The 18,885-nt window shown below is 68.3% G+C and carries 15 protein-coding genes and 1 tRNA gene; 5 read left to right on the top strand and 11 right to left on the bottom strand.

Annotated features, from left to right (window positions below):
- Positions 1–85 precede the first annotated feature (85 nt).
- A complete protein-coding gene (locus tag MRBLAR12_RS21400) occupies positions 86–637 on the top strand; it encodes a hypothetical protein (protein ID WP_229992721.1) in 552 nt (183 codons plus the stop codon).
- A gap of 58 nt (positions 638–695) precedes the next feature.
- Here the strand turns inward: MRBLAR12_RS21400 and MRBLAR12_RS21395 are convergent, their stop codons facing one another.
- The 5 genes from MRBLAR12_RS21395 to MRBLAR12_RS21375 form a co-directional block, all read right to left on the bottom strand.
- Positions 696–1,340, bottom strand: coding sequence for a hypothetical protein (locus tag MRBLAR12_RS21395; RefSeq protein WP_364748250.1), 645 nt, complete (start codon positions 1,338–1,340; stop codon positions 696–698).
- A 17-nt stretch (positions 1,341–1,357) separates the two neighbouring features.
- A complete protein-coding gene (locus MRBLAR12_RS21390) occupies positions 1,358–2,020 on the bottom strand; it encodes a TetR/AcrR family transcriptional regulator (protein WP_229992723.1) in 663 nt (220 codons plus the stop codon).
- The gene (locus MRBLAR12_RS21385; RefSeq protein WP_364748247.1) at positions 2,017–4,089 is read right to left on the bottom strand and encodes a YhgE/Pip family protein; all 2,073 of its coding nucleotides are present in this window, start codon (positions 4,087–4,089) and stop codon (positions 2,017–2,019) included. Before MRBLAR12_RS21385 ends, MRBLAR12_RS21390 begins: the two co-directional genes overlap by 4 nt.
- Positions 4,086–4,826 (bottom strand): ABC transporter ATP-binding protein, encoded by a 741-nt coding sequence (locus MRBLAR12_RS21380; RefSeq protein WP_364748244.1) that lies wholly within the window; start codon positions 4,824–4,826, stop codon positions 4,086–4,088. Before MRBLAR12_RS21380 ends, MRBLAR12_RS21385 begins: the two co-directional genes overlap by 4 nt.
- Before the next feature lie 114 nt (positions 4,827–4,940).
- Positions 4,941–6,434 (bottom strand): dihydrolipoyl dehydrogenase family protein, encoded by a 1,494-nt coding sequence (locus MRBLAR12_RS21375; RefSeq protein ID WP_364748242.1) that lies wholly within the window; start codon positions 6,432–6,434, stop codon positions 4,941–4,943.
- 167 nt (positions 6,435–6,601) lie between these two features.
- Between MRBLAR12_RS21375 and MRBLAR12_RS21370 the strand changes: the two genes are divergently transcribed.
- Complete coding sequence (locus MRBLAR12_RS21370) at positions 6,602–7,330, top strand: FadR/GntR family transcriptional regulator (RefSeq protein WP_229992776.1); 729 nt, start codon at positions 6,602–6,604, stop codon at positions 7,328–7,330.
- A 148-nt stretch (positions 7,331–7,478) separates the two neighbouring features.
- Here MRBLAR12_RS21370 and MRBLAR12_RS21365 read toward each other — a convergent pair.
- Positions 7,479–7,552, bottom strand: a tRNA-Arg gene (locus MRBLAR12_RS21365).
- A 277-nt stretch (positions 7,553–7,829) separates the two neighbouring features.
- Here MRBLAR12_RS21365 and MRBLAR12_RS21360 point away from each other — a divergent pair.
- Both MRBLAR12_RS21360 and MRBLAR12_RS21355 read left to right on the top strand, forming a co-directional pair.
- On the top strand, positions 7,830–9,665 hold the full coding sequence (locus MRBLAR12_RS21360; protein ID WP_229992727.1) for a phosphoenolpyruvate carboxykinase (GTP): 1,836 nt from the start codon (positions 7,830–7,832) through the stop codon (positions 9,663–9,665).
- Between the two features lie 242 nt (positions 9,666–9,907).
- Positions 9,908–11,320 carry an FAD-binding oxidoreductase gene (locus MRBLAR12_RS21355; RefSeq protein WP_364748239.1) on the top strand — a complete coding sequence of 471 codons (1,413 nt, stop codon included), beginning with the start codon at positions 9,908–9,910 and terminating at the stop codon, positions 11,318–11,320.
- Positions 11,321–11,408: 88 nt separating this feature from the next.
- On the opposite strand, the gene MRBLAR12_RS21350 is transcribed toward MRBLAR12_RS21355, so the two are convergent.
- The 4 genes from MRBLAR12_RS21350 to MRBLAR12_RS21335 all read right to left on the bottom strand — a co-directional run bounded on the left by MRBLAR12_RS21350 (position 11,409) and on the right by MRBLAR12_RS21335 (position 15,138).
- A complete protein-coding gene (locus MRBLAR12_RS21350; protein ID WP_364748236.1) occupies positions 11,409–12,569 on the bottom strand; it encodes a globin domain-containing protein in 1,161 nt (386 codons plus the stop codon).
- A 192-nt stretch (positions 12,570–12,761) separates the two neighbouring features.
- Positions 12,762–13,211: an RrF2 family transcriptional regulator gene (locus MRBLAR12_RS21345; protein ID WP_229992730.1), complete on the bottom strand. Its 450-nt coding sequence runs from the start codon at positions 13,209–13,211 to the stop codon at positions 12,762–12,764.
- Positions 13,212–13,231: 20 nt separating this feature from the next.
- The gene (locus tag MRBLAR12_RS21340) at positions 13,232–13,717 is read right to left on the bottom strand and encodes a hypothetical protein (RefSeq protein WP_364748232.1); all 486 of its coding nucleotides are present in this window, start codon (positions 13,715–13,717) and stop codon (positions 13,232–13,234) included.
- Positions 13,718–13,719: 2 nt separating this feature from the next.
- On the bottom strand, positions 13,720–15,138 hold the full coding sequence (locus MRBLAR12_RS21335; RefSeq protein WP_229992732.1) for a phosphomannomutase/phosphoglucomutase: 1,419 nt from the start codon (positions 15,136–15,138) through the stop codon (positions 13,720–13,722).
- Positions 15,139–15,263: 125 nt separating this feature from the next.
- Here MRBLAR12_RS21335 and MRBLAR12_RS21330 point away from each other — a divergent pair, with 125 nt between their 5' ends.
- Positions 15,264–17,444 (top strand): RecQ family ATP-dependent DNA helicase, encoded by a 2,181-nt coding sequence (locus MRBLAR12_RS21330; RefSeq protein WP_364748229.1) that lies wholly within the window; start codon positions 15,264–15,266, stop codon positions 17,442–17,444.
- Here the strand turns inward: MRBLAR12_RS21330 and MRBLAR12_RS21325 are convergent.
- Positions 17,389–18,873 carry an MFS transporter gene (locus MRBLAR12_RS21325; RefSeq protein WP_364748226.1) on the bottom strand — a complete coding sequence of 495 codons (1,485 nt, stop codon included), beginning with the start codon at positions 18,871–18,873 and terminating at the stop codon, positions 17,389–17,391. The genes MRBLAR12_RS21330 and MRBLAR12_RS21325 overlap by 56 nt on opposite strands.
- Positions 18,874–18,885: the final 12 nt, after the last annotated feature.

Here is an 18,885-nt window from a genome sequence, read left to right as displayed (position 1 = left end):
GGTTTACTGTTGCTGTTCGCTGATGTGGTTTTTCCAGTGGTTTTTTGGGGCAGGTTAGGCAACCCGAGAGAAAAGGTGGATCAACGTGGATTCAGGGCAGCTCATAGGAATTGTCGTCGGCATCGTTGTGGTGCTCGCGATCGTGGCAGTGGCAGTCATGATCAGCCGCAAGCGCAAAGTGGCCGCGGACCGGAACCGCGCCGCCGAGATGCGGGAACAGGCCAAGGCCGACGAATTCGCTGCGCGGGAACGTGAGGCCAAGGCGGCGCGTGCCGAGGCCGACGCGCAGGAGGCCGACCTCGAAGCCGAGCGCCTGCGCCAGGTTGCCCGCAGCCGCCAGGAAGAGGCGGAAAGCGTCCGCTCCGGCGCGCAGGAGCAACTGCGCAAAGCCGACGAAGTGGACCCTGATGTGGTCACCTCCGAACGCGAAGGCGAAACCAGGGAAATGCCGACCCGCGCGGATTTGCGCTCCGAGAGGGCCACCGGCGAGCCAGCGAGCGGCAACACCGTCCCCGGCAACCCCGCCTCCGGCAACCAAGTGCCCGACGACCAGCGCAGCCGGGAAGACGTGACCCGGGCCGACACCGCACAGGGCCCGGATACCGCCCCCCGGGAAGACAAGCCGCGAAACCTCTGACCGAGACCTCGAACCTCTAACCCGAATCCACTGAGCCGCCAAGGGCCGCGCTCCGGAGTCAGCGGCGGGCGGAGGTCCGGGCAGGTGACTTGGTAGCAGGTGACTTGGCAGCGGGCGCCTTTGCGGGCGCCTTTACGGGCGCCTTTACGGGTGACTTTGCTGCGGGCCGGGCCGCCGCCCGCGGAGCCGCCGGGCGTGCGGCGGTTCCCCTCGGCGTCGGACGCGGCGCGGACGGCCTCGGGCTCGCGGACCTCGTCGCCGCGCCTCGTGCGGCAGGCGCCGGGCGGCGTCGCGGAGCCCGGCCCGGGGAACGCCGGCCGCGGCTCTTGCCGGGCAGGACAGTGCCGGCAAACAGCAACAGCAACGTGACGGCTCCGGCGGCCGCGGCCAGATAGAAGTACAGATCCGGATGCTCGGAATCGACGTGCGTGGACAGGGCGTCGGGATCGGGGTTGAAGGCCAGTCCCCACTGGCGCAGGAATGCGATCCCGAACGCGATGAAGAGGATGCTGCCGACCCCGCTCGCGGCCAGGGTCTTGTGCCGGCGCCGGACCACCACCTCCGCCACACAGGCCACATAGGCCGTGGCGGCAGCCCCGACGAACCACACCAGCACCCACTCGTGCAGGGTGATTCCGGTCAGGACCAAAAGTCCCAGGGCGGCGAGGAACGCTCCGATGGCGATCTTCCCGTTGGTACCCATGTGACGCATGTGAACAATCATGCCTGAGTGGGCGGCTGCTTCACGACGTAGCCGCGCATGGAGGCCATAATTGCGGCCACACTCTGCTCCCTGGTCCGCTCCGGGTTGTACGTCTGGCGGTCCAGGCCCACCACGAAACAGGCCCCAAAGATTGCCGTTTCGAGGCTGCCCCGGGATACACCGGGATCCACGGGATAGGCGGCGGCGACACCATCGATGGCAGAGCCGATCACCGCGAGCAGGCGCGCGCGGAGCTCTGCGAAGGTGTCCTGCCATTCACTGGGAGTGCGCCAGTTTTCGCTGACCCAAAGCCGGGCGAAGGACGGGTACTCGGCCATGAAGTCCATGGCCTGGCCGATCATCTCCTCCATGGCGGCGAGGGGATCGGCGGAGTCGTCCCGGACGCTCAGGAGCCGTGCCATGAGGATGTCCACGCCGTGGCGCAGCAGCTGGGCAATCAGGTCCGACTTGCTGCCAAAGTTGTAATACACCGTGCCCTTGGACACCCCGGCCGCCGTGGCGATCTCGTCCACCGTCACGCCCGCCGCGCCGCGCTCTCCGATCAGTTCCATGGACGCCTCGAACAGTTTCTGCTTCGTGGCGTTGGTGCGGGCGGGCCGGAGCTTTTTCTCCGCGTCCCCGGGACCTGCCGCGCTGCCGCCGCTTTGGCTGGTGGTCATACGGCGATCTCCGGTTTCAGCGTCTTGGGGGTCCAGTATTTGTTCTTCCGGGCGGCAACGGTTGACATTGCCAGTCCCAGCAAAGTGTAGCCAACCAGCCCCAGCATGGTGGGCAGGATGATGGCCAGGTCAGCGCCGTAGATCAGGTGCCGCATGCCGCTGACCACGTAGCCCATCGGCAGGATCTGGTGCACCACGTGCAGCGGCTCGGGCGTGGTCTGCCACGGGAACGTGCCGCCGGAGGAGACCAGCTGCAGCACCAGCAGGATCAGCACCACGAGCTTGCCGGGCGAACCAAGCAGCGCAACCACGCCCTGGATGATTGCGCTGAACGCCATCGCGGCCGCCAGCATGAGGAACCACATGAGCACCGGGTGGGCGGGGTTCAGTCCGAGCCCCACGTCCACCACCAGGGTCAGCAGGCTGGCCTGCACGGCGGACACCGCCAGGAACGGAAGCCAGCCGCCGGCAGCGATCTTCCAGGCCGGTGCATTGGAGGCCAGCGCGCGCTGGGTGACCGGGCGCATCGCCTGCACCAGCATGAAGATGCCGATCCACAGGGACAGCGTCAGGAAGAACGGCGCAAGTCCGGCGCCGTAGGACCCAGCCTTGGCCTGCGAAACATTGCTGACGGCGACTGGATCCGCCATGACCTTGGAGAGGCTGTCCTTCTGGGCGTCGTCGGGGTTGGGGACCTTCCCGGCGCCCTGGGCGAGTTCCGCGGCGAGCGTTCCCGCGCCGTCGGAGGCCGTCGCCGCGCCGCTCTCCAGCTGCGCCGCGCCGTCGTCGAGTTTCTGGGCTCCCTGCACGAGCTTGCCGGCACCGTCGACGGCGTTCTGCTGGCCGGCAGCGAGGGCCGCCGAACCGCCGGCGAGCTGGTCCGCCCCGGCGGAGGCCTTGGCGACGGCGTCGCTGAGGGCGGGCGCGGCGCCGGCCAGTTGTGAGGCGCCGGCGCTGACGGCGGCGGAACCGTCGGCCAGCTTCTGGACCTGGGCGGCGGCAGCCTGCAGCTTGGTGCCGGAGGGAGAAGCCACGGCAGAAGCCGCCGGCGGGGCCGGAGTGGCGTCGACGTCGGCAACCACCTTGTCGGCCTGCTCCTGGCTGAGGACGCCGGCGGCGACCAGGCGGGCCGTGGACGCCACGACCCTGCTCCGCTGGGCCTGCGCGGCGGCCTGCTGCGCGGCTTGTTCCGCGGCCGCGAGTTGTCCGGGAATGGCCTGCACCTGGGCGTTGAGCGCGGCGTTGCCCGCGGCCACCTGGGCGGCGCCGTCAGCCAGCCGCTGTGCGTCGGCGGGCAGGGCTGCCGTCTTGTCCTTGAGCTGGGTGAGGCCGCTGCTGAGCTGTCCGGCCCCGGCGCTGAGCGCAGTGGCGCCGTCCCGGAGCTTGACTTCGCCGTTGTACAGCTCGGTGGCGCCGGATGTGAGTTCGCCGGTGCCCTGGTGCAGGGTCACGGTGCCGTCGTGAAGCCGGGCGACGCCGTCGGCGAGCTGGCCGGCGCCGTCGGAGGCCTTGAGCATCTGCGTGTGTATGGTGCCGAATCCGGTGAGGAGCTGGTTGGCGGTCTCCTCGCCCACCTCCTTGGCGACCGTCGTGTGCACCGCGGTGGTCAGCTTGTCCACGATGGTGCTCAGCAGATAGTTGTTGGCATCGTTGGTGGTGACGTTCAGCATGGCCTGGTTGGCGGCGTCGAAGCTGCCGGGGGAGACCAGGTTCGCGGAAAAGTCCTGCGGGATTTTCAGGGCGAAGGCGTAGGTGCCGTTGCTGACGCCCTGGTCTGCCTCCTCCGTGCTGGCGACCGTCTTCCAGTTGAAAACATGGCCGTCCACCAGGCTCTCGGCCACCTTCCGGCCGGCCTCCAGCCGCGTGCCGTCGGCGGACGCTGCACCGGAGTCCTGGACCACCAGGGCCGCATCGATCTGGTTCAACTTGCCGTACGGATCCCAGTTGGCGTAGAGGTACACGGCGCCGTAGAGCAATGGAACGAGGGCCAGGGCCAGGATGGTCAGCTTGGGAAGCAGCCCGCCGGTCATTCGTTTGAGCTCGGAGCGGGCCAGCCGCAGCACTGTCACTTTGCGTCCTCGGTTTCGGGTGAGAGGGATTCGGGCAAGAAAGTTTCGGGACGGCGACCTACGCGAGTCTGGGCTGCATCAGCATCGGCGTCGTCAGCATCGGGGTCAGCTTGCGGGACGGCATTGCCGATCGCGACGGCTGGCCCCGTCCAGCCGTCCGGAATGCGGGTGACGGTGGTGACGACGGCGAGCGGCCGCCCGGCGTCGTGCGCCAGTTCCTGCAGCCGCGGCAGCCAGTCGGCGGCATCGCCGCTGTGCCGGTCGGGGGAGTCCACCACGAGGAGATCGGTGTCCGGATTGGCGAGGGCGAGCGCCGTGAGGAGCCCGGTCCGCCGGCCCGCCGGCAGCTGCTCGGTCCAAAGCCCGGCGATGTCTTCGAAATTGTTGAGCCTTAGCCAGGGCGTGCTGCGCGCGGCGCCGCGGTGGCGGCGCGGCACCAGGGCCAGATCCTCGGTGACGAGGTCGCGGACGCTCAGGTGCTGTTCGGGCTCGTTGACGCCGGGGGAGTCGACCACGCTGCTCGCCTGCCGGAGCACTTTGATCCGGGTATTTCCGTCCCAGCTCACGATCCCGGCGGAGGGCTTCATACGTCCGCTCAGGGCCAGGGCCAGGGCGGTCCGCTGGTCCTGGCGGACACCTTCGACCAGCAGGAGGTCTCCGCGCGCGGCCTCAAGCGAGGTGGGCGGCAGCAGGTCATCCCGCCGGCCGGTCACGGAGAGCTGTTGTACGCAGAGCAAAGCGGGCCTTTCGCAGGAACGATGTCCACTCAAGGCTAACTAAACTGACCAGTCAGTTCAAATAGAATGGGTTGGGTGTGATGAACCAGACGTGCCGCAGCCGCTCCGGCCGGTTCAGAGGCCGTATTCCTCCAGTAGGCGGAGCCAGACTTCGCTGATGGTCGGATAGGAGGGCACGGCGTGCCACAGACGCTCCAGCGGAACTTCCCCCACCACCGCAATCGTGGCGGCATGCAGGAGCTCGGCCACATCCGGGCCGGCGAACGTGGCGCCCAGCAGCACCCTGCGGTCCTCGTCGATGACCAGCTGCGCCCACCCTTCATAGTGTTCGGCGTGCAGGGACGAGCCGGCCACCTGGATGGGAAGCTCCACGGCAGAGGCCCGGAAACCGTCTTTCTCCGCCTGCGCCATGGTCCGGCCGACATTCGCCAGCTCCGGGTCGGTGAACACCACATTCGGCACAGCGTGCTCATATGCCGTCTGGGCAAAACGGCTCCACGGTGCCGGCTCGCCGGTGAGTTCGCCCTTGGCCCGGGCGGCAATGGCGTCTCCCGTGGCCCGGGCACCGTACTTGCCCTGGTGGGTCAGCATGGCCCGTCCGGCGGCGTCGCCGGCAGCATAGAGCCACGGGTTGCCGGACACTTCGTTGTCGGTGGCTTGGTGGACTAGTCCGGTGGAATCGGTAGTGAGCCGCAGGGTCCCGCCCTCGGGCGCCGGGAGGCCGACGCTGTCCAGGCCGAGTCCCTCAAGGGCGGGGTGCCGGCCGGTGGTGACGAGCAGCTTGTCCGCCGTCACCGTGGCGCCATGGGTCGGGCCAGAGTTGTCCTTGGGGCCGCCGTCGAGCACGACAGTGAGGGAGCCGTCGTCGTTCTCGTGCACGCTCCGGGTCCCTGTATGCAGGCGGAGGTCGACGCCGTCGGCGCGCAACCCGGCCGCGACCAGGTCGGCGGCCTGCTCCGGGAAAACGCCCAACAGGCTGCCGCGGGCCACGAGAGTCACGGACGAACCAAGGCGGGCGTAGGCCTGGGCGAGTTCGACGCCGGCAACCCCGCCGCCCAGGACCGCCAGCCGCGCCGGGACGGCGCGGGCGGAGGTCGCCTCCCTGGTGGTCCAGTACTCGACGTCGTGAAGCCCTTCGACCGGCGGCTGGTTGGGGGTGGATCCCGTGGCGACCACGACGGCGTGCCGGGCCGTCAGCGCGTAGCTGTTGCCGTCCAGCCCTGCCACTTCGACCTGCCGCGGGGCGGTGATCCAGCCATGGCCGCGGATCAGCTCGATCCCGGTGTCCTCCACCCACTTGACCTGGCTGTCGTCCTGCCAGTTCGAGGTGAAATAGTCCCGGCGCTTCAGGACGGCTGCCGGATCCAGGGTGCGCGTGACGGCTTCCTGGGCTCCCGGGACAGTCTGGGCCCCGTGCAGTGCGGTTCCCGGGCGCAGGAGCGCTTTCGAGGGCATGCAGGCCCAATACGAGCACTCGCCGCCTACCAGCTCCGCCTCGATGAGCACCGCCGTCAGGCCGCCGCGGACCACGCGGTCCGCCACGTTCTCGCCCACGGCGCCCGCGCCGATCACAATGACATCGAATTCCCGCAGAAGCTGTGCTGTCATGGCACCAGCCTACGCCGGGGCCCTGGCCGGATCCGGGCGGGCGCCCCGGGCGCCGGCGGTGCTGGGTTCCGGCGTAATATGCCGGGCCGGGCCCTTTGCAGGAGGGGGGACGGTCGCTACTGTTGGGACCATACTTGGGGGAGGAGGCGGCCATGGCCGCACGCAACATGACAACAGGCACGGCCATACCGCTGGCGAGGTTCAGTGCCCAGACCCGGCTCCGGGCACTTCAGTCGGACATCCTGGAGCTGATCCTTGAGCGCGACCTTGTTCCCGGGGACCCATTGCCGACGGAGAGCGAGCTCACTGCGGCCCTCGGCGTCGGCCGCAACACGCTGAGGGAGTCCCTGAAGGCGCTCCAGGCGCTGGGTGTCATCGAGATCCGCCACGGCTTCGGCATGTTTGTGGCGCCGAGCAATTTCGAAGCCCTGACTGACGGGCTCACGTTCCGGGCCCGGCTGTCGCTGCGCCATCACGGTGAGGAAGCCCTGCAGCTCGTGGAGGTCCGGCAAGCGCTCGAATCCGGCCTGGTCGGCGCCGCCATGGACCGGATCAGCGCAGAGCAGCTGGCCGCCGTGGAGGAATCCGTGCACCGGATGGAAGCGCTGGCTGCTGCCGGGGAGCCCTTCATCGAGGCCGACGCGGAGTTCCACCGCCGGCTTTTCGAGCCGCTGAACAACGATTTATTGATCAGCCTGATGGATGTCTTCTGGAAGGTGTACCGCACCATCCACCTCGAACTCGGCGGTCCGTACGCCGTCGACCTCCCGGCGACGGCTGCGCAACACAGGGGGATCTATGAGGCTGTCGCCTCGGCGGATAAGGCCCTGGCAGCCGAACGGCTCAGCACCCATTTCGACGCAATACGGGACATCATCGCCCAGGCCACGGGCTGATCCCTGCTGAGTGGGCCGCTAGCGGCCCCTGGCTGTGCACCGTGCCTGTGTACTCTGCGCGTGTGCTTGGCATCTGTACTTTGCGCGTACCGCGGGCGCTTAAAACAGAAGATCCGCCCGGCGAACCGGGGCGGATCTTCTTCTTCTGTGCGCCCAAAGGGATTCGAACCCCTGACCTTCTGTTCCGTAGACAGACGCTCTATCCAGCTGAGCTATGGGCGCATTCTCGGCTCTTGGAGAACTTCTCGCTCCCCGAACCTCGAATTACTTTACGCGAGGCCGCGCCCAGTTACAAATCGAAGCGGGTGTAATTTAGCCGACTAGACCGGTCTATGTGACCTTAGTCACTAAACGGGTGCCTGGCGGCTGGCTACTTCCTTGAATTTCCGCGGTTTTTGATTTGAGCCGGCTTGGTCATCCCATGTCCGGGCCCGAAATGGGCACCCTGCCGAGCCCTAGCATTTAGGACACACCACTGAACCCGAGGAAGGGAACCGTAATGGGAGATCTGGCGCGACTGCCGTTGCTTGAAAAAGCACCCACCACACATGCCGGTCTGCTGGCATGGGTAGAAGAGGTGGCTGAACTGACTCAGCCGGACCGGATCTACTGGGTTGACGGGTCGGAAGCGGAGAACACGCGGCTCACTGACGAGCTCGTGGCCGCAGGCACCCTGACCCGGCTGAACGAGGACCTCTTCCCCAAGTCCTTCGCGGCGTTCTCTGACCCCGCCGACGTGGCCCGCGTCGAAGAGCAGACCTTCATCTGCTCCGAGAAGGAACACGACGCAGGCTTCACCAACAACTGGATGGCCCCGGCGCAGATGAAGGAAAAGCTGCGCGGCCTGTTCGCCGGCTCCATGCGCGGCCGCACCATGTACGTGATCCCCTTCGTGATGGGCCACCTCGACGCCGAGGACCCCAAGTTCGGCGTCGAAATCACCGACAGTGCCTACGTTGTCGCCTCCATGCGCATCATGGCCACTATCGGCACCAAGGTTCTGGACAAGATCACCGCTACCAACGCGTTCTTCGTCCCCGCCCTGCACTCCCTGGGCGCCCCGCTGGCCCCCGGCCAGGTTGATGTCCCGTGGCCGTGCAACCCGGACAAGTGGATTGTCCACTTCCCGGAGGAGCGCTCCATCTGGTCCTTCGGCTCCGGCTACGGCGGCAACGCCCTGCTCGGCAAGAAGTGCTACGCGCTGCGCATCGCCTCGGTGATGGCACGGGACGAAGGCTGGCTTGCCGAGCACATGCTCATTCTCAAGCTGACCTCGCCGGAGAAGAAGAACTACTACGTCTCCGCGGCCTTCCCGTCGGCCTGCGGCAAGACCAACCTCGCCCTGCTGGATCCGACCATCGAGGGCTGGAAGGTCGAAACCCTCGGTGACGACATCACCTGGATGCGGTTCGGCAAGGAAGGCGAGCTCCGCGCCGTCAACCCTGAGGCCGGCCTGTTCGGCGTGGCTCCGGGCACCGGCTGGGGCACCAACCCCAACGCGATGCGCGCCATCGCCAAGGGCCACAGCATCTTCACCAACGTCGCCCTCACGGACGACGGCGGCGTGTGGTGGGAGGGCATGACCGAGGAAGTGCCCGCACACCTGACCGACTGGCAGGGTAACTCCTGGACGCCCGATTCGGACAAGCCCGCTGCCCACCCGAACTCCCGGTTCTGCACGCCGATCGACCAGATCGACATGCTGGCCGAGGAGTACTACAACCCGGACGGTGTGGAGCTTTCCGCGATCCTGTTCGGCGGGCGCCGCAAGACCACCATCCCGCTGGTCACCGAGGCGCGCAGCTGGTCCAACGGCATCTTCATGGGCTCCACGCTGTCCTCCGAGACCACAGCCGCGGCTGCCGGTGCCGTCGGCGTTGTCCGCCGGGATCCGATGGCGATGCTGCCCTTCATCGGCTACGACGCAGGCGATTACCTGAACCACTGGGTTAACCTGTCCGCCAAGGCCAACCCGGAGCGCCTGCCCAAGATCTTCCTGGTCAACTGGTTCCGCCGCAATTCCGAGGGCGGCTTCGCCTGGCCCGGCTTCGGGGACAACTCCCGTGTCCTGAAGTGGGCCATCGAACGCCTCGAGGGCAAGGCCGACGCCGTGGAGACCCCCATCGGGTTCGTCCCCACCGCTGACGCAATCGACCTCACCGGCCTGGACATGACGCCCGCCCAGGTTGAAGAAGCCGTCCGGGTTGATCCGGCCGAGTGGGCCACCGAGCTGGCCTCCATCGAGGATTGGTTCGCGAACTTCGGCAGCTCGCTGCCCGAGGCACTGCAGGCCGAGCTGGACGGCCTGAAGGCCCGCATGGCCGTTCAGCAGTAGCAGCCGGCACTCAGCGACAACGACGGCGGCCCCGCACCTTTCAAAGGTGCGGGGCCGCCGTTTCCTGTTGCGGGTCCCGCCGGGACTTAGGTCCCTAGGCCGCATCCGAGCACGCCCCTAGGCTTGTCCGCATTCCATCAGCCGGGCCGGCCGCCGACTGGAGAGGGCGCTGGGAGGCATTCCGGGCGGGTGCAGCCGCGCCCCCGACATGCTCGCGGCCAGCGAGATTTCAGGAGTGCAACATGCTTGTCAACGACGACATCCATGCCTTGTCCAGGGCGGTCGGCGGCCCGGTCGTGCTGCCGGGCAGCCCCGAATTCGCGGAGGAGACCTTCGCCTTCAACGTCGCAACGGTGCACCGGCCCGACGTCGTTCTTGGCGCCGCAGATGCCCAGGACGTCGCAGCCGCGGTGAAATGGGCGGCAGAACACCGGATTCCCGTGTCCGTCCAGTCCACCGGGCACGGCGCCGATTCAGCGATCGATGGCGGCCTGCTCATCAACACGCGGCGCCTGCAGGACCTGCAGATCGATCCGGTTGGACGCACCGCACGCGTCGGCGCCGGAGTGAAGTGGCGCACCGTCCTGGAGGCGAGCGTGCCGCACGGATTAGTCGGATTGCACGGCTCGAGTACCGATGTGGGCGTCGTCGGGTACACAGTGGGTGGCGGGCTGCCCGTCCTCGGCCGCGCCCACGGCTTCGCGGCGGACCACGTCCGCAGCATGGACATCGTCACCGCCGACGGCGCGCTGCGGCGGATCGACGCCGACGCCGAAGCCGAGCTGTTTTCACTGATGCGCGGGGGCAAAGGCAACTTCGGGATCGTGACCGCACTCGAGTTCAGCCTCTTTCCGGTCAGTGAGTTCTATGGGGGCGGCATCATCTATCCCGGGGCAGATGCGGCCACGATCCTGGCTGCCTTCCGTCAATGGCTGCCCACCCTGCCCGACGACGCCTCGCCATCGGTCTCCCTGCTGCGTCTTCCGGACATGGACTTCGTACCCGAACCGCTGCGGAACCAGTTCGTCGTGCACCTGCGCTTTGCCTTCCTGGGGAACCGCGAGGACGGCGACGCGCTGCTTGCCCCGATGCGCGCGGTCTCGACTCCATTGATGGACACGGCCGGGCCCATGAGCTACCTCGACGTCGACCAGATCCACATGGACCCCGCGGACCCGCTGCCCTTCACTGAAGGCGGAGCGCTCCTGAAGGATTTCGGCGACGAGACTGTTGCGGACCTGCTCGAGCTCACCGGGGACGGTTCGGACTGCCCGCTGCTGCTGGTGGAGATCCGGCCGCTCGGTGGGGCACTGTCCCGGCCTGCACTGTCCCGGCCGGGGGCTATGCCAGACGCAGTGCCGGATGCGGTGTCGGGGCGGGACGCGGCCTTCCTGCTGTTCCTCGTCGGATTCAAGGTGCCGCCCATTGCGGAGGCAGTGGCGGCCTCCATACGCGGGATCCTTGCCGCGATGGCTCCCCACTCAACCGGATACACGCTGGTCAATTTCCATGGCGAGCCGGGCGACGAGGCCGACCGGGCCAGGGCGTGGTCTCCTGCGGTCTACGAGCGGATGCGGTCCGCGAAGGCCACGTATGACCCCGGCAATCTCCTGCGCTTCGGCCATGCGATCACCGGGGCGCCCGCCGCGGGGTGAGCCCGGCCGGGCTGCTTTGTCAGGTGAACCACGACGGCGGCCCCGCACCTTTGTTGCGAAAGGTGCGGGGCCGCCGTCGATGAGTAGTTTAGCTGGCGAGCCAGATGTCCGGGCCGAAGACCTCGTAGTGGATCTTCGTGGCCGGGATGCCGGCGTTGATGGCCTCGTTGCGGATGTTCTTCATGAACGGCAGCGGACCGCACAGGTACAGCGAGGCGTTGGCCGGGAGGTCCACCTCGCGCAGGGACATGAAACCTGCGTTCGAGCCGGCCTGCGGTTCCTCCAGCCAGAGCTGCAGGTCGGCGCCGTCGAGGCGTGCGACGTCGTCCGTCATCTGGGAGCGCAGCGCCCAGCTGTCCAGGGTGCTTTCGGCGTGCAGGACCAGGACCTGGCGGTCCGAGCCGGACTCGGCCAGGGAGCGCAGAATGGACGCCGTGGGCGTGCAGCCGATGCCGGCCGAGGCCAGGACCACGGGGCCGTCGCCCTCCTTGAGCGTGATTTCGCCGTAGGGGTTGGAGATTTCGATGATGTCGCCGACCTCGACGCTGTTGTGCAGCACGGGGGAGACCTCGCCGCCGTCGTCGAGCTTGGTGGTGAAGCTGCGGCTGGTGCCGGCGTCGCCGGAGAGGGAATACTGGCGGACCTGGCGGAGCCCGTCCGCAACGGTGACCTTGACGCTGACGTACTGGCCGGGGAGGGCAGCGGTGATGGGGGTGTCGTCGGCCGGTTCCAGGGTGAAGGTGATGGAGCCGGTGCCGGCGGGGGTCTTGGCGGCGACCTTCCAGGGGCTCCACATCTTGCCGTTGGCCTGGGCGGCGTAGAGGCCCTTCTCGAGCTTGATCAGCGCGTCCGCCATGAGCCAGTAGACCTCGGTCCAGGCCTCGGCGATTTCCGGGGTGATAACCAGTGCCAGGTCGTCGGCGATGGCCGCGAAGAGGTGCTCGTAGACCACCTGGTACTGCGGTTCCGTGATGCCGAGGGAAGCGTGGCGGTGCGCGATGCGGGACAGCACCGTCTCCGGCAAGGTCCCCGGGTTGCTGACCAGGTGGCTCGCGAAAGCGGCGATGCTTCCGGCCAGGGCCTGCTGCTGGTTGCCGTTGCCCTGGTTCGAGCGGCTGAAGAGCCCGTCCAGCAGTTCCGGGTGGGCGGCGAAGAGGCGTGCATAAAACTTGGGGGTGATCTCCCCGATCCGGGAACCGACGAGCGGCAGGGTGGCCTCGATGACGGGGAAGGACTTGTCCGAGAGCATGTTGACTCCTGAGATAGTGGCCCGGGGGTCTTCAACCGGACCGCGATGTAAATACTGTCATTTCAAATGCGTGTATTTATGCCTTATTTCTACATGCCGTAGAAGAGCGACGCAAATCGGGTGTTTTTCGGGCGTGTCGGGCAGTCGGTGCTGCTGCTGGGCAGGCCGGGCGGCCGAGGACCTGAGTGCATCCTACAGCCCGGGCCGCAGCCCGATCGCCTCGAACACCGGTGTCATCTGCCGTGAGGTCGGCAGCGAGGCGATCACAATCCCGTCGAGTTCGCTATAAAAGGCTTCGCGGGCCCGGGCAAGCGCGGCCCGGAGGCGGCATTCGGTGATGAGCGGGCACGTGCCGCCCGAGGCGATGCAGTCGGCCGGGTCCAGACGGGTGTCGAGTTGCCTCAGCAGCTGGCCCACCGTGGCGGTCCGGCCGGCGCTGCTCAGCCGGGAACCGCCGTTGCGGCCGCGTTCGACGTCGATCAGGCCCAGTGCGCGCAGCTTCGCCATCGCCTTGCTGACGTGGTTGTACGGGGTGCCGACGGCGTCGGCGATGCTCTGGGTGGTCAGGAGCCCGCCGTCCGGAGCGGCCGCGAGCACCAGCAAAGCGCGCAGGCTCACATCGGCGAACGCATTGATCTTCATATCCCCAGCCTAAGGGAGGTCTAGTCCACCCAGACGGCGGGCTCGTTGGTATCGGCGGCCAGCTGGCCAAATTCGAGTTCGTGCGTCCCGGCGTTCGCGGCGTAGGGCAGGACCGCGGCGAACAAGGAGCCGTCCTGGTGCTCTGCCGCAACGTGAATGGCGTCCGAGTCTTCCTCGAGCAGCGTGATGTCACAGACGACGGCGGCGGCCCGGAACTCCTCCCGGTGCTGCCGGAGCAGCTCATGGAGGTCCCGGATCATGGCGTCCGCGTCGAAGTCGCCTTCCGATCCGTCGCTCGCGTTCGCGGGGGTCACAGCAACCAGCCGGACCTCGCCGTCGTTCTGCACCACCAGGGCGAACGGCAGGAAGCCGCCGTTGCGTTCCAGCTGCTCCTGCGCGGCGCCGACGCCGGTCCCCAGCAGGTTCTCCAGGTCCGTGGCGCTGGCGTCCGGCACGGACTCGCGCCAGGAACCGGTGTTCGAGGACTCTTCGGGGTGTGCGGCCACGGCTAGCCCCGGACCAGCGCCAGGACGCGGTCGCGGACGCGTTCCATAGTGGCGGTGTCCGCGGCTTCGACGTTGAGGCGCAGGAACGGCTCGGTGTTGGACGGGCGCAGGTTGAACCAGTAGCTGCCGTCGGCGGCGATAAAGGTGCTGCCGTCGAGGTAGTCGACCTCGACGTCGTCGTCGTGGAAATCCTTGCGGACCCGCTCGACCGCGGCGGCCTTGTCCTCGATTTCCGAATTGATCTCGCCGGATGACTGGTACGGCTCGTATTCGCGGCCGAGCTCGGAGAGCGGGCCGTCCTGCTCGCCCAGGGCGGCCAGGACGTGCATGGCGGCCAACATGCCGGTGTCCGCGTTCCAGAAGTCGCGGAAGTAGAAGTGGGCCGAGTGTTCCCCGCCGAAGATGGCTCCTTCCGCGGCCATGACGGCCTTGATGAAGGAGTGCCCCACGCGGGTACGGACGGGGCGGCCGCCGAGGCGCTCCACGAGTTCCGGAACCGCGCGGGAGGTCAGCAGGTTGTGGATGACGGTGGGCGTGTCTTCGCCGATGCCCTGCGCGCGGGCGATTTCGCGGCGGGCCACCATGCCCGTGATGGCCGACGGCGAGACGGGCTCGCCCTTTTCGTCGATCACGAAGCAGCGGTCGGCGTCGCCGTCGAACGCCAGGCCGATGTCCGCGCCATGCTCGAGGACGGCGGCCTGCAGGTCGCGCAGGTTTTCCGGCTCCAGCGGGTTGGCCGGGTGGTTCGGGAAAGATCCGTCGAGCTCGAAGTACAGCGGCACGATCTCCAGGGGGAGCTTGGGCAGCAGGGCATCGCCAAGCACGGCCGGGGTGGTGAGGCCGGCCATGCCGTTGCCGGCATCGACCACAACCTTCAGCGGCCGTGAACCGCGCAGGTCCACCAGGCCGCGCAGGTACTCCGAATAGCCCTTGAGGACGTCCTGCACGCCAATGAGGCCAATGCTGCCGGCCGCGGGGATGGTGCCGGCGTTGAGGTATTCCTCGGCGCGGGCTTGGATTTCCATGAGCCCGGTTTCGGAGGAGATCGGCACGGCGCCGGCCTTGGCCATCTTGATGCCGTTGTATTCGGCCGGGTTGTGGCTCGCGGTGAACGTGGCGCCGGCGGCGTTGAGGGCGCCGCAGGCGTAGTAGAGCTCGTCGGTGGAGATCAGGTCCAGCAGCTGGACGTTGGCGCCGCGGGTGGCTGCGCCGTTGGCGAAGGCTTTGGCGAACTCGGGGGAGGAGGGGCGCATGTCCCCGCCCACCAGTACGGTCTGCCCCGAGAGTTCCAGGACGTCGACGAAGGCAGCACCGACGGCTTCGACGATTTCCGCGGTAATGGATTGCCCCACGATTCCGCGCACGTCATAGGCCTTGAACGAGGTCGAGAGGTCAAAAGTCTTTGTCTTGTCCGTAGTCACGCGTCTTATCTTACGTTGCGGCGCTGACGCCGTGACCTGTGTCCGCACGCTTGTCCACAGGCTGGGATGTGCACATAGCGGGCCCCGGCTTCATGGCTGTCGGAGGGGGCTGGGATACTGAAGCAATGGCCAGTAACCAGAACGCCCTTTCCAGCACCGCCCTCGCCGACACCACGGCCTCGACCCGGGAACAGGCCCAGACTGTGCTGCGGGAGCTCGTGGGCCACCCTGGTGCGGAGTTCCATGACGGCCAGTTCGAGGCCATTGAGGCCCTGGTCGACGGCGGCAGGCGGGCGCTGGTGGTGCAGCGCACCGGCTGGGGGAAGTCGGCCGTGTATTTCGTCGCCTCCCTGCTGCTGCGCCGCCGCGGCGCCGGCCCCACCCTGATCGTCTCCCCGCTCCTGGCGCTCATGCGTGACCAGGTCGCCGCCGCGGCGCGGGCCGGGGTGCGGGCGGTCGCCATCAACTCCGCGAACCAGTTGGAGTGGGACACCGTCCGCGAGCAGCTCGCCGCCGATGAAGTGGACGTCCTGCTGGTCTCGCCAGAACGCCTCACCAACCCGTCCTTCCGGGAAAACCAGCTCCCCGAGCTCGTGCGCCGGACCGGGCTGCTGGTGGTTGACGAGGCCCACTGCATCTCGGACTGGGGCCACGACTTCCGCCCCGACTACCGGCGCATCGCGGACCTCATCACACAGCTGCCGGACACCGTCCCGGTGCTCGCCACCACCGCCACGGCCAATTCCCGGGTGGTGCATGACATCGAGGAGCAGCTCGGGAAGGACGTGCTCACCATCAGGGGCGCCCTGGGCCGGGATTCGCTCCGGCTGGGTGTCCTGACCCTGCCCGATTCCCGCGAACGGCTGGGCTGGCTGTTGACCCACCTGCAGGATTTGCAGGGCAGCGGCATCATTTACACGCTCACGGTGTCGGCGGCCGAGGACACTGCCCGCCTCTTGGCCGAAGCGGGGCATGAGGTGCTCGCCTACACCGGCCGCACGGACCCCGCGGACCGGGAACGCGCCGAGCAGCTCCTTAAGGACAACCAGGTCAAGGCGCTCGTGGCCACGTCCGCGCTCGGCATGGGCTTCGACAAGCCGGACCTCGGCTTCGTGGTGCACCTTGGCGCGCCGTCCTCGCCGGTGGCGTATTACCAGCAGGTGGGCCGCGCCGGGCGTGGCGCGGCGAACGCCGATGTCCTGCTGCTGCCCGGTTCGGAGGACCGCGACATCTGGCAGTACTTTGCCACCGCGTCTATGCCGTCCGAGGAAAAGGCTGCCGCCGTCCTGACAGCCCTCGCCGAGGCCGGAACGGCGGTCTCCACAGTGGCGCTCGAGGCCCGGGTGGACCTGCGCCGCACCCCGCTGGAGCTGTTGTTGAAGGTCCTGGCCGTGGACGGCGCCGTCGAACGCGTCGGCGGCGGCTGGCGCTCCACGGGACAGCCGTGGAACTACGACGCCGAGCGGTACAGCCGGATCGCCGAGGCCCGGGTGGATGAACAGGACTCGATGGTCATCTACCAGGACACCGCGGGCTGCCGAATGGAATACATCACCTCGGTACTGGACGACGAAACAGCCCGCGCCTGCGGCCGCTGCGACAACTGCGCGGGCCGCTGGTTCCGGGCCGACATCGCCGAGGACGCCACGGAGACCGCCGGGCAGACCCTTCGCCGGGCCGGCGTCGTCCTTGAACCGCGGCTGCAGTGGCCCAGCGGAATGGACCGCCTGGGTGTGCCCGTCAAGGGCAAGATCAAGCCGGACGAAGCGCTCGCCGACGGCCGGGTGCTGGCGCGACTGACGGACCTCGGCTGGGGCGGGGCCCTGCGCGAGGCCTTCGCCGCCGGTGCACCCGACCGGGCCGTAGACCCCGGCATGCTGCAGGCCTGCGTTCAGGTGCTCCGGGAATGGGGCGCGGGAGATGCCCGGTCCCCGGGCTGGAGCGGGGCCGGCCGGCCGGCCGCGATCATCAGCCTGCCCTCCCGCGGGAAGCCGCTGCTGGTGGACTCCCTGGCCCGCGGGATCTCCGAGATCGGCCGCATCCCGTATCTCGGCCAGCTGCAGCTCAATCACGGCGGACCCACCGGCGGCCGCGGCGGGAACAGTGCCTACCGGCTCGCCGGCGTCTGGGACCGCCTGGTGGTGGGACCGGAGCTGGAGGACGCCCTGGCTGGAATCCGTGGCCAGAGCGTCATGCTGGTGGACGACCTCGTGGACAGCCGCTGGACCCTGACCATCTCCGGGCGGGCCCTCAGGCTCGCCGGCGCCGGCGCCGTTCTGCCGCTGGTGCTGGGCCAGGCCGGCTGACCTCCGCGCCGGCGTGGCGGGGGAGGGCCAGGCTGTCCAGCGTGCTCAGGAGCATCAGGACCGCGATGGCCACGAATGCTGCCCGGTACGGCGCCGCCGGATCGCCGGCGGCAAGACCCACGGCGACACCGATGGTTCCTGCGCCGTGGCTGCTTGCCTCGAAGACCCGCAGCAGGAGCGCCCCGACAGCGATCCCGGCCGCGGTGGAGAGCTGCACGAGCGTGGCGGAGACGGCATTGGCGGACGGCAGTTGGCCCGGGGCGACGTCGGCGTACTGGACGGAAGCGTAGGCCGAGAACCCGATCGAGCGGAACGCTCCGCTGGCCACCAGCACAGCGACAATCAGCGGCTCCGGCGTACCGGCCTCGAGCAGTGCGCACAGCGCAAAAGTGGCCGCCGAGGCCAGCGACGCGAACACCAGAACGGGTTTGAAACCGAAGCGCCGGATCAGGGGCGTCGTAGCGGGCTTAATTCCGATGTTCCCCACGAACACGGCGGACACCATCGCCCCGGCGCGCAACGGGTCCCAGCCGAAGCCGGCCTGGAACATCAGCGGCAGCAGGAACGGCACGGCGCTGATGGTCAGGCGGTACACAAACCCTCCCGTCGCTGTTGCGCGGAACGTCCGTGCGCCGAAGACGGACAGGTTGAACAGTGGCGTGCTGGTCCGTCGCATCCAGGCCGCGGCTGCGGTCAGAAACAGCAGGCCCACTACGATCCCCGCGGCCGCCAGCAGCCCGGCGTCGCGGCCGCCGATCAGTTCCAGACCAATGAGCAGGGACCCCACCCCGAGCGTGGTGAGGACCAGGCCGAGCCAGTCGAGGCGCCGCGTGCTGTCGCCGCCCACTGCGGGAACCAGGTGCAGCGCGGCCAGGAACGCCGCCAGGCCCAGGGGGAGGTTGACCAGGAAGATCCAGTGCCAGGACAGATACGTGGTGAGCGCTCCGCCCACGAGCGGGGCAAGGACCGGGGCCAGCAGCCCGGGCCACACCAGAAAGGCGGTGGCCCGCAGCAACTCCTTCTTCGGCGTTCCGCGGAGCACCACCAGCGTGCCGACAGGGACCATCATGGCGCCGCCCGCACCCTGCAGGACACGGCTCAGGGTCAGCATGGTCAGGTCCTGGCTGAGCGCGCAGAGTAGCGACGCCGCTGTGAAGATTGCGATGGCGAGACAGAACACCCGGCGGGCACCGAGCCGCTCCGCGAGCCAGCCGCTGAGCGGGATGCCCATCGCCACCGTCATCAGGTAGGCCGTCAGGGTGATGTTGACGTCGGCGGCGGGCACGTCGAAATCCGCGGCGATACTGGGTATGGCCGTGGTCAGGACGGTCCCGTCGAGGAATTCCATGAAGAACGTCGCAGCCACTAAGAGCGCCAGCCGCGGGCTCCAGCTGCCCCCGGCCGGGACGCCACGCGACGAGGCTTTCATGCGCGGTTCTCC

This window comes from Arthrobacter sp. LAR12-1-1.1 (genome assembly GCF_040676555.1).
In the GTDB taxonomy this organism is placed as follows: domain Bacteria; phylum Actinomycetota; class Actinomycetes; order Actinomycetales; family Micrococcaceae; genus Arthrobacter.
The sequence above is the reverse complement of the archived record's forward strand: the minus strand, read 5'-3'. Positions and strand labels throughout refer to the sequence as shown.

Excerpts from the sequence above, each read along its gene's own strand:
- MRBLAR12_RS21360 (WP_229992727.1), top strand. The coding sequence starts at position 7,830 with ATGGGAGATCTGGCGCGACTGCCGTTGCTTGAAAAAGCACCCACCACA.
- MRBLAR12_RS21345 (WP_229992730.1), bottom strand. The coding sequence starts at position 13,211 with ATGAAGATCAATGCGTTCGCCGATGTGAGCCTGCGCGCTTTGCTGGTG.
- MRBLAR12_RS21350 (WP_364748236.1), bottom strand. The coding sequence starts at position 12,569 with ATGCTCTCGGACAAGTCCTTCCCCGTCATCGAGGCCACCCTGCCGCTC.
- MRBLAR12_RS21325 (WP_364748226.1), bottom strand. The coding sequence starts at position 18,873 with ATGAAAGCCTCGTCGCGTGGCGTCCCGGCCGGGGGCAGCTGGAGCCCG.
- MRBLAR12_RS21395 (WP_364748250.1), bottom strand. The coding sequence starts at position 1,340 with ATGGGTACCAACGGGAAGATCGCCATCGGAGCGTTCCTCGCCGCCCTG.
- MRBLAR12_RS21390 (WP_229992723.1), bottom strand. The coding sequence starts at position 2,020 with ATGACCACCAGCCAAAGCGGCGGCAGCGCGGCAGGTCCCGGGGACGCG.
- MRBLAR12_RS21375 (WP_364748242.1), bottom strand. The coding sequence starts at position 6,434 with ATGACAGCACAGCTTCTGCGGGAATTCGATGTCATTGTGATCGGCGCG.
- MRBLAR12_RS21330 (WP_364748229.1), top strand. The coding sequence starts at position 15,264 with ATGGCCAGTAACCAGAACGCCCTTTCCAGCACCGCCCTCGCCGACACC.
- MRBLAR12_RS21370 (WP_229992776.1), top strand. The coding sequence starts at position 6,602 with ATGACAACAGGCACGGCCATACCGCTGGCGAGGTTCAGTGCCCAGACC.
- MRBLAR12_RS21355 (WP_364748239.1), top strand. The coding sequence starts at position 9,908 with ATGCTTGTCAACGACGACATCCATGCCTTGTCCAGGGCGGTCGGCGGC.